This window comes from Streptomyces sp. ActVer, from assembly GCF_027270795.1.
GTDB lineage: Bacteria > Actinomycetota > Actinomycetes > Streptomycetales > Streptomycetaceae > Streptomyces > Streptomyces umbrinus_A.
This window is the reverse complement of sequence record NZ_JAPWHT010000428.1, coordinates 1-8,779: the sequence shown is the minus strand read 5'-3', so window position 1 is coordinate 8,779 and position 8,779 is coordinate 1. Positions and strand designations below refer to the sequence as shown.

General features: G+C 71.9%; 6 protein-coding genes and 1 pseudogene. 4 read left to right on the top strand and 3 right to left on the bottom strand.

The genetic code is table 11. The features are described 5' to 3' along the window. The coding region (locus O3Q52_RS42700) for an AAA family ATPase (RefSeq protein ID WP_269653923.1) at positions 1-1,866 on the bottom strand (1,866 nt) is incomplete at its 3' end. A 3-nt stretch (positions 1,867-1,869) separates the two neighbouring features. Between O3Q52_RS42700 and O3Q52_RS42695 the strand changes: the two genes are divergently transcribed. The 3 genes from O3Q52_RS42695 (at position 1,870) to O3Q52_RS42685 (ending at position 6,189) form a co-directional block, all read left to right on the top strand. Further along, entirely contained in the window at positions 1,870-2,025 is a 156-nt protein-coding gene (locus O3Q52_RS42695; protein ID WP_269653922.1) for a hypothetical protein, read from the top strand. Between the two features lie 114 nt (positions 2,026-2,139). Beyond that, a complete protein-coding gene (locus tag O3Q52_RS42690; RefSeq protein WP_269653921.1) occupies positions 2,140-5,427 on the top strand; it encodes a family 78 glycoside hydrolase catalytic domain in 3,288 nt (1,095 codons plus the stop codon). A gap of 66 nt (positions 5,428-5,493) precedes the next feature. Beyond that, positions 5,494-6,189, top strand: a complete 696-nt coding sequence (locus O3Q52_RS42685) for an alpha/beta fold hydrolase (RefSeq protein ID WP_269653920.1) — start codon at positions 5,494-5,496, stop codon at positions 6,187-6,189. Between the two features lie 55 nt (positions 6,190-6,244). On the opposite strand, the gene O3Q52_RS42680 is transcribed toward O3Q52_RS42685, so the two are convergent. Beyond that, positions 6,245-6,967, bottom strand: coding sequence for a peptidoglycan-binding protein (locus O3Q52_RS42680; protein ID WP_269653919.1), 723 nt, complete (start codon positions 6,965-6,967; stop codon positions 6,245-6,247). A gap of 236 nt (positions 6,968-7,203) precedes the next feature. Then, positions 7,204-7,950, bottom strand: a complete 747-nt coding sequence (locus O3Q52_RS42675; RefSeq protein ID WP_269653918.1) for a cyclopropane-fatty-acyl-phospholipid synthase family protein — start codon at positions 7,948-7,950, stop codon at positions 7,204-7,206. A gap of 315 nt (positions 7,951-8,265) precedes the next feature. On the opposite strand from O3Q52_RS42675, the pseudogene O3Q52_RS42670 reads away from it, so the two are divergent. Beyond that, a pseudogene (locus O3Q52_RS42670) lies at positions 8,266-8,779 on the top strand (carboxylate--amine ligase); the annotation flags it as partial.

The following is an 8,779-nucleotide window of genomic DNA, read 5'->3' as shown; positions in this document are numbered from 1 at the left end:
CACGGTCAGCGCGGGGCAGCGGGCGGGCACGAAGTCGTGGGCGCCGATCTCGGCGTGCCGCTCGGCGTCGTCCCAGGCCGCGGCGGCGAACCGGCGCAGCGCCATCGCGACATGGAGATAGCTGAGGAAGCCGACGTGTTCCGCCCGGTCCGCCAGCGCCATACCGGGTGCCAGGAAGCGGTCGGCCTCGGTGAATTCCAGGCGTTGGAGCAGCGTCCAGATGAGGTTGGCGTACGAGCGGCAGGCGTGCTCGACCTCGCCCGCGGCCAGCGCGACCTTCAGGCTCTCCTCCAACTGGGCGCGGCCCAGCGGGTCGCCGTCGCGCCAGCGGGCGGAGCCGACGTTGTTGAGGGCGTGCGCGAGGATCGCGTCGTCGCCGGTGCGGCGGGCCAGGGCGATGGCCCGCTCGCCGAAGTCGATGGCCAGGGTGGTGCGTTCGGAGAGCATGTGGAGCTGTGAGGTGTTGCTGAGGGCGAGCGCGAGCAGCCGGTCGTCGCCCGCGTCCTCCAGTACGGCGATGGCCTCGCGCGCGGCACACTGTGCCTCGTCGGCGTTGCCCGCCCACCAGTGGATGCGGGACAGCCAGCGCAGGTCGGCGCCGAGCGCCCGGGTGTCGCCGAGGAACCGGCGCAGCGCCACCGCGTCCCGTTCGGCGTCGACGGCGGCCGCGGAGTCGGCGATGGTGTAGCTCTCGACGGCGAACCGCTCCAGCAGGTCGGCGAGTTCGGCGGCCTCGAACCGGTCGCGCTGTCGCAGGACGAGCCGCAGGTGGGCGGCGGCCTCCCGGTGGGCGCCCGCGCCGGAGGCGTCCCGGGCGGCGTCGGGACCGTACCGTGCGATGGCCTCCTGGTCGCCGGCTTCCGCCGCGTGGTGGACGACACGGGCGGGGTCGGAGCCGGGCTTCGCGACGAGCGCGGCGAGGACGTGGCGGTTGAGTTCGATGCGCCGTGCGGCGGGCAGCGAGTCGGCGACGGCCCGGCGGATCAACTCGTGCCGGAATCCGGCCCGTTCGGGCGTCACGGTGAGCAGTCCGCGCTGTTCGGCGGCGGCCAGTTCGGCCACGCCGTCCGTGAACAGCGCGTCGACGAGGGGCCGTTCGACGGCGGACGGGACCATGGCGAGCTGCTCCAGCGCGTCGCGGGTGCGGTCGTCCAGGCCGCGCAGCCGGGCGAGGACAGCGTCGACCACGGTCGGCGGGACCCCGCCGGTGCCGCCGGCCGCCACTACTTCGGCGACGAAGAACGGGTTGCCCGAGGTCACCTCGTACACCTCTGCCGGGTCCAGGCGGCTCACCGCGCTCAACTGCCGCACGGCACCCGCGGAGAGGCGGGACAGCGGGAGGCGGTGCACGCGTTCGGCCCGGGAGACCTGGCCCAGGAGGTGGTGCAGGGGGTGGCGGCGGTCCAGTTCGTCATCGCGGTAGGTGAGGACCAGGAGGGCCGGGAGGCGTTCCACCCGGTGCACCAGGAACCGCAGGGCGTCGAGCGAGGCCTCGTCGGCCCAGTGCACGTCCTCGACGACGAGGACCGCCGGGTGCGGGGCGGCGGTCAGCTCCGCCCGCAGGGCGTCGTACACCCGGGGCCGGTCGCCGCCCGTCGTGAGAGCCCGGGCCAGTTCGGCGCCGACGCTGCCGACGAGATCGCGGAAGGGGCCGAGCGGCCGTCGCGTCGCGAGGTCGTCGCACTCCCCCACCAGGACGCGGGCCTTCTCCGGCAGCACGGCCGGCATGGCCTTCACCAGGCTCGACTTGCCGATACCCGCCTCGCCGAAGACGAGCGCCACCGAACCGGCTCCATCGGCCGCGTCCCGCGCGGCGACGGCCAGTCGGTCGAGCTCGTCGTCTCGTTCGAGGATCCCCCAATCCACGGTGTGATTCTGGCACGCGCCGGGCCGTTCCGGTCGGTCGCGACCCACTTCACCGGGCGGGGACGCGGACGGCGGCGCCTTCCGGCCCGGCCGGAGACACCGGTCCGCGACCTCACCACCCCCAGCGGCATCGACGGCCACACCGTGCACGCCTCTTGAAGCCCGACAGGCGCTCTGCATAGGATCGTTCACAGTCGAATGAATCGTTTCAAACACCCTCATCACTTCGTCACCCGCATCCGTGCACGCATGTACGCAACCAAGGGGCCCCAGATGACCAAGGGTTGGAACCGCCGCGCCTTCCTCCGCACCTCCGTCGCCGGAGCGGGCGCCTCAGCCGCTCTGGGTTCCGGGGCCGTCGAGACCGCCACCGCGTCTGCGGGGACGGCCGCCGACGCCTCGGGGGCCGGCCGGCTGCGGATCGAGCGCACAACCGTCGAGTACGCCGAGACACTGCTCGGCACCGAGGTCGAAAAGCCCAGACTGACCTGGGAGTTGGCCGCCGAGGGGCGCGGGGCCCGGCAGACCGCGTACCAGGTCAGAGTGGCACTGAGCGAGAAGGGTCTGCGTCAGGGGCGGCGCACGGTCTGGGACTCCGGGCGCGTCACGTCGGACCGTACGGTCGGGATCGTGTACGACGGCCCCGCTCTCCATCCGCGCACCCGCTACCACTGGCACGTCAGGGTGTGGGACGGCGAGGGCCGGCCGTCGGCGTGGAGTGCGCCGCGCTGGTGGGAGACAACGTTGTCCAAAGATGCCTGGAAGGGGTTCTGGATCGGCGCGGAGGCGGCGCCGGAGCCGCCGAAGTTCACCGGTGCGTCCTGGATCTGGTCACCCGGCTCGACCTCCAACAGCGCGCCCGCCGGGCCCCGTTGGTTCCGCGGCGCGCTGACGCCGGCCGCGGGCACGGAGATCCGGAAGGCGACGCTGCTCGCCACGGCCGACGACGACTTCACCCTGTATCTCGACGGTGAGCGGGTTGCGCACCAGCCCGAGCAGACCGACGCCTGGCGGCAGGGCCATCTCGTCGACGTCACCGAGCAGGTGCGGGCCGCCGGGTCCGGGCCGATCGTGGTCGCCGCGCTGGCGACGAACCGCGGCAACGCCTCCGTCAACCCCGGAGGACTGCTCGTACGGCTCATCGTGGAGACCGGATCGGACACGGTCGAACTGGTCACGGGTGAGGGGTGGCGCTCAGCCGAGAGTGAGCAAGAAGGCTGGCAGCGGCCGGAGTTCGACGACAGCGGGTGGCCCGAGGCGGCCGTGCTCGCGGCGTACGGCCAAGGGCCTTGGGGCAACGGTGTGTCGATCGCGGCGACCGAGCAGCCGGCTCCGCTGCTGCGACACGAGTTCGCCGTGCCGAAGCCCGTGGCACGCGCCCGGCTCTACATCAGCGGCCTCGCCTACTACGACGCCGAGATCAACGGCAGACGCGTCGGCCGCCAGGTCCTCGACCCGGGCTTCACCGACTACGACGAGACCGTGCTGTACGCGGTGCACGACGTGACGGACCACCTCCGGCGGGGCACCAACGCGATCGGGGTGACCCTCGGCCGCGGCTTCTTCGGTATGACGACACCGAACGTGTGGAACTGGCACCTTCCTCCGTGGCACGGCGAGCCGCGGCTCATCGGCCAGTTGGAGATCGACCACCCGGACGGTACCCGCACCACGATCGCCACGGACGACCGGTGGCGGATCACCGAAGGCCCGACCCTCTCCAACTCCCTGTACGCGGGAGAGAGTTACGACGCGCGCAAGTCGCCCGGAGCAGCCTGGTCCCGCCCCGGATTCGACGACAGCGGCTGGGGGAAGGCCAAGCGGCAGGCGGCCCCGAAGGGCACCCTGCACGCGCAGCCGCACGATCCGATCGAGATCGTCGAGACCGTACGCCCGGTCGCCGTCGAGGAGTTGAGCGAGGGCGTGTACGTCGTCGACATGGGCCGCACGATGGCCGGCTGGACACAGTTGACCGTACGGGCCGGCGCCGGGACGACCGTGCGCCTGATCCACGGGGAGAAACTGAAGTCCGACGGGAGCGTCCACGCCGAGACCGGGCACGTGCCGGGCCGGTTCCAGACCGACGAGTACGTGTGCGCGGGCGGCGGCGCCGACGAGGTGTGGGAGCCCAAGTTCTCGTACAAGGGCTTCCGTTACGTGCAGATCAGCGGGCTGCCCGCGAAGCCGAAGCCGTCTCAGGTGCTGGGCCGGGTCGTCCATACGCGCGTGGCGGAGACGGGTACCTTCGCGTGTTCCGAGCCGTTCTACGAGCGGTTGGAGGCGGCGATGCGGCGCACGGTCCTCAACAACCTGCACGGCATCCCGACGGACACACCGATGTACGAGAAGAACGGCTGGACCGGTGACGCACAGCTGGGTGCGCCCGTGATGACGTACGCGCTCGGCGTGCACCGCTTCCTCTCCAAGTGGCTCGGTGACCTGAAGGACAGTCAGAACACCGACGGGCAGCTGCCGGTGATCGTGCCGAGCGGCGGCTGGGGCTACGGCGACCTCGGTCCGTCGCCGGAGTGGACGACGGTGTACCCCTTCCTGCTGCGGGAGATGTACCGCGTCTACGGGGACGAGCGGCTGGCGCGCGACCACTGGACGCCGCTGACCCGCTACCTGGACTGGGAGATCTCCCGGCTCAAGGACGGGCTCGCGGTGACCGCCCTGGGCGACTATCTGCCGCCGGGGTACGGCGGCAACCCGCCCGAGGACACCCGGCTGACCGCGACGGCGTATCTGCACCGGGCGCTCACGGGCACGGCGGAGCTGGCCGACCTGCTGCGCGACGCCGAGGTCGCGGACCGCTACCGCAGGGCCGCCGGCGGGCTCAAGGAGGCGTTCAACGCGGCCTTCCTGGGCCCGGACGGCCACTACCGCACGGCGAAGGACCCCGACTACCGCCAGACCAACAACTGCATTCCGCTCGCCTTCGGGCTGGTCCCGCCGGGCGCCCGGGCCACGGTCGTCGACTCACTCCTCGCCGACATCGAGCAGCGCGGCAACCACCTCAACACCGGCGCTCTCGGCACGAGTGTGCTGTTGCGGCAGCTGTCCGCACAGGGCCATCCCGAGGTGGCGCACGCGATCGCCACCCAGCGCACGTACCCGAGTTGGGGCTACTGGTTCGACAACGGCGCCGACACCATGTGGGAGATGTGGCCGCTCGACTCGCGCTCCCGCGACCACTACTTCCAGGGCACGGTCGTGCAGTGGCTGTACGAGAACGTGGCCGGACTGCGCCCCGGAGACGCGGGCTACCGGACCTTCACGGTCCGCCCGGACGGCCGTACGGGCGTGAACTGGGCCCGCACCTCGGTCCGCACGGTGCGGGGCGAGGCCTCGGCGGCATGGTCGGTCGTGGACGGTTCGACACGGCTGTCGGTGCGGGTGCCGGTGGGTTCGACGGCCGAGGTGTACGTGCCCGCGGCGAGCCGTTCGGCCGTGAAGGCGCCGGGCGGGGCGGGGTTCGTGCGGGTGGAGCCGGGGTTCGTGGTGTATGAAGTGGCGCACGGCGGCTGGGAGTTCGTGGCCCGGGGCCGGGCCGCCGGGTGACGTGAGACGGCGGCGAGAACGGGGGCCGGCGACCGCGGCCGGCCCCGGACCGAGAAGGGCATCAACGTGCAGCTCAACACCCGTGCGTGGGGATCCGGCGACAAGAGCGCCGTGCTCGTCCACGGCATCATGTCCGACTCCCGCACCTGGCGGCGGGTCGGACCGGCGCTCGCCGAGCGCGGGTACCAGGTGGTCGCGGTGGATCTGCGCGGGCACGGTGCGTCGCCTCGCGGCGAGTACAGCCCCGCGCTCTTCGCCCGCGACCTCGTGGACACGCTGACCGGGCGCGCCGACGTGGCCATCGGGCACTCCCTGGGCGGGCTCGCGCTCTCGCTGGCCATCGACCGGCTGCGGCCGTGCCGGGCGGTGTACTGCGACCCGGTCTGGGCGACGTCCGCGCCCGACGGGCGGGTGGACGCGGCCGCGTTCGTCGAGGGCAAGCACGCGACCCGGGAGCACATCGCCCGGCTCAACCCCCGCTGGGACGAGGCCGACGTCGACGTCGAACTCGCCACCCTCGCGGACTGGGACCCCGGCACGGCCCACTTCCTCGGCGGCCGCCCCCTGCTCGGCTTCCTTCCCACCCAGCCGGTGGTCCCCTCACTGGTCCAACTCGCCGACCCGAGCTTCCTCATCGGCCCCGAGGACGCCGCCCACCTACGAACGAACCACTTCGAGGTCCGTACGGTCCCCGGCGCGGGCCACACCATCCACCGGGACGACTTCGACGGCTTCATGAAGTCGTTGGAGGGCTGGATCTGACGTAGGAGCAATTGACGTACACGGAGCGGCAGTTGGAACCAGCGGCGCCGCCGTTCTAGGACGCCGTGCGGGATTCCAGGTCGTTGCGGGTGTCGTTGCCGTAGACGCCTGATTCGTCGCCCCGGATGCCGTACCAGAGTTGGAAGCGGGCCACCGCCGCGGTGAGTGTGGCGTCGTAGAGGCCGGTGGCCGTGCCGCCCTCGTAGACGTTGGGGATGCGGAGGAGTCGTTCCTGGAGGTCGCTCACCTCCGGTCCGCTGTCGCCCTCGCGGAGGGTGCCTGCGCCGTCGGGGTCGGGAGCGGCGGCGGGCTGGGACGGTGCCGGGGCCGATGACGCGGCCGGGGGCGGCGCCTGTGCCTTGTCGTCGGTGGCGTCGCGGTCCCAGGTGAGCAGAAGAGCCGCGCTGAATCCCGCCAGGGCGGCGGCCACCGCGGCGATGGCGATCGCCGTGCGGCGGAACAGGGACGTACGGCCGTGCGCCGTCGTGCGGGCGACCCGGCGGCCGCGTGTGTCGCCCTGATCGTGGCCTTCGTCGCTGCCGAAGTCGACGATGTACGGCGGCAGTTCCTGGGTGTCGTCCTCCGCCGTCCGAGGCAGTGCGGCGGTGTACTCCCCCGGGACCGCGACGACTTCGTACCCGTCGTCCGGGTCGCGTTCCCTCTCCTGGACCTGCCTCACGAGCTCCGACAGGGCTCCGGACCGGCGCCGGCGCATGACGTGGGTCGGTTCCAGCGCCGACCGGTTCGGTGGCAGTTGTGGGTCGGACGGTGTCGACAACCTGCTCTCCCTCCGGGCGGTACTGAGGAGTGATACGGGTACCCCCGCCCGGAAGTTCAACAGCGGCCCGCCGAGTTGATCGCCCCGAGGCGGGGCGACGCCCGGACGGGGCGGTTCTCGACGGGACCGCTGCCTGTTCAAGCCGCCGGCCGGGTGGGCTCCTCCGCACATCAACACGTCATACCGGCGGATCCGCACGTCAGTGCGTCGTACCGGTGGGGCCCACCCGGCTCCCGTCAGCGGTTCATCAGCGCGAACACGCCCCAGCCCAGGTACTCACGCTGGTAGCGCACGTGGCGCACGGGTCCGGTGGCGAGGTCCTCGCGCATCTCGTCCGCCATTTCGTCGTCCGGGTGCGCGTCCAGCCAGCGCCGGGTGTTGAGCCACTGCGCGGCCACGTACCGGTCCCAGCTGTCCTGGTCGGCGAGGACCATCTCCACCACGTCGCAGCCGAGCCTGCCGAAGAGTTCGAGCAGCTCGGGGAGCGGGCGGTAGTCGTCCTTCGTGGTGGCGTAGCAGCCCTCGACGGTGGCCTGGTCCTGGGGCTCGCGCCGCCAGTACGGCTCGCCGATCAGCATGATCCCGCCGGGGGCGAGGCTCCGCCGGAGCAGTTCGACGGTTCCGGCCGCCCCGTCACCGATCCAGGTGGCGCCGAGGCAGGCCGCGACGCCGACAGGTTCGTCGGCGACATGGCCCGTCGCGTCCCCGTGCCGGAAGGCGACGCGGTCGGTGACCCCGAGCTCCGTGGCCCGCGAGCGCGCCGCGGCGAGGAACTCGGTACTGATGTCCACTCCGGTGCCGGTCACCTGGTGCTCGCGCGCCCAGGTGCACAGCATCTCGCCGCTGCCGCAGGCGAGGTCGAGCACGCTCGTCCCGGGTGCCAGGCCGAGAGCCCGGCCCAGGGTGGCCAGCTTCTCGCTGGTGAACGGGTTGTGAATGCGGTGTCCGCTCTCGCGGATGGTGAAGCTACGTGGAAGATCCACTTCTGGGATTCCTTCGGTCCGAGGAGGTCGTGGTGGCTGAAGTACGCAGCACGTCGTACGCGGCCGCGCTCATCCGGACCGTCATCTCCAACACCTCTTTCGGTAGGCACACCATCACTCGGACCGGCCGAGGCTAGATCCGCCCGTCCGGCCCTGTCCAACAGTTTTTTGCCGCGTCGGCAACAAAGGGCAGGCCATTGAATGACAATGAAAATGATTGTCGATAACGTGTGCGTCGGTCACGCCGTCCGCGCCCCGCCATGGGGTGCCCCCGGCGTGCCCGGAACCTCAACCGACGTGCGCGAAAGGGGAGTTGTGGCTCATCTGTTGGTGGTCGAGAGCTGGGTCGGGTCGATGAGCAGACTGCTGCCACGGGCGATCCGGGAGGGCGGGCACGAGTTCACGTTCCTCACCCGCGATCTGCACCACTACCTGCGCTCCGCCCCGGAGGGCACGGCCCACCCCCTGCTCGCGGCCCGAAATGTACTGACCGCCGACACGAACGACGTCGACACCCTGCTCCCGGAGATCGAGCGCCTGCACGGGGTCCTCGGATTCGACGGAGTGGTCACCTCCTGCGACTACTACCTGCCGACCGTGGCCCGGATCGCCGCCCGGCTGGGGCTCCCCGGCCCCACGCCGGAATCGGTGGAGAACGCCTGCCGCAAGGACACGACCCACCGTGTCCCCGGCGAGGCCGGCGTTCCCGGCCCGCTCTTCGCCGTCTGCGCCGACCGGGCCGAGGCGGAGGAGGCCGCGCGCCGCCTCGGCTTCCCGCTGGTGGTCAAGCCGGTCGACCTGTGCGCGGGCATGCTGGTGCGGCGCGGGG